Source organism: Synechococcus lacustris str. Tous (genome assembly GCF_003011125.1).
Lineage (GTDB): Bacteria > Cyanobacteriota > Cyanobacteriia > PCC-6307 > Cyanobiaceae > Synechococcus_D > Synechococcus_D lacustris.
In genome coordinates this window covers 1-1,192 of record NZ_PXVC01000201.1, presented here as the reverse complement: position 1 = coordinate 1,192, position 1,192 = coordinate 1, and the positions used below count along the sequence as shown (strand labels likewise).

The following is a 1,192-nucleotide window of genomic DNA, read 5'->3' as shown; positions in this document are numbered from 1 at the left end:
TCGCTATTACCAGCCCAGAGGGCATCAGGGCTAGCAAGTTCCTTTAATTGAACAGTTAGTTTTTCCTGAAGCACCGGCAGCAACACACGCAGCTCTTCTATTGCCAGCACTGGACTGGGCAATAGAAGAGGAAACACTGCTAGAGAAAGCAGGAACCAAGGCAAACGGCAAATATTCATCTCACAAAAAAATATCAACTATTGTAAACCACTGCGGCTAAAATCAGCTTTTAATAACAGGCTATGAACTAATTAATTACTGGATTTAATTACACGCTCATTAAGGGGCTGCAGTGGGCGAGCATTCATTGGGTAAAGCTTTTGAAAGGTGCTTAATTGCTCAACTGAAATCGAAACCGGATCTTTCAGAATATAAAACTGAACTCCTTCGCTGCAAGGGGGAGTAGTTAAAGACCCAGCGTAGGTAAAATAGCCAAGATTAGCTGGTAAAATTCCTGAAAGGGAAGGTAGATTCAGTTCAACCTTAGCGCCCTTTGTTCTAGGTAGTTTACTCCAAAAAGAATCTAGATAAGTATTCCTAGCACCTTCCTTAAAGTTCACACCAATAACAGCAAGCTTGCCGGCCGCGTTCTGATGCACCAAATGTACGTTCATTTTGAAATGAACGCCATTAATTGCYTCTTCACTGGGWGTATGRAARTGATACTGAAGTAATTTATAAGCTTGATTGCCAATTTTTAAACCACCAGAGGTGTTTACTTGAATTGTAGTTCCTGTATTAACAACTACATCACCAGATGTTRCAGGGTAATCAGGCTTTAARGGAACCGGTAGAGATTTYTKTTGAACATTAGAAGTTACAATATTAACAGGTGCTTGCTCTGCGCCATCCGMGCACTTTTGGTAAGCAGGGCTGAGTTGGCCCCATTTTTCTGGTGACACATCGCCTTTATACCCATATTGAGGTTTAGCTATTACAGCTGTTGCCTGCAATACAATAAATGGCAACATCAGTGAAGATAGTTGCTTGCGGAGGGCTGACATTTAAAAAATAGATTATTTGCTTTCAATACTACCAAACTGGATCGCTAGCGGCAACGATGGATGCTGAATCAACACCTGCTTGAGGTAGCGCCCCGTGTGGCTGGTGGGATGTTCAGCTACCTCTTATGGGGTACCGCAAACCAAAATTTCACCGCCCTTAAAACACTGCTGGGAACAACCGCCTTGCC

General features: G+C 42.8%; 1 protein-coding gene. It reads right to left on the bottom strand.

Annotation, left to right across the window (positions count from 1 at the left end; all coding sequences use genetic code 11):
- Positions 1-251: 251 nt before the first annotated feature.
- Positions 252-1,004, bottom strand: a complete 753-nt coding sequence (locus C7K08_RS14300; protein ID WP_106501159.1) for a carbonic anhydrase — start codon at positions 1,002-1,004, stop codon at positions 252-254.
- Positions 1,005-1,192 lie beyond the last annotated feature (188 nt).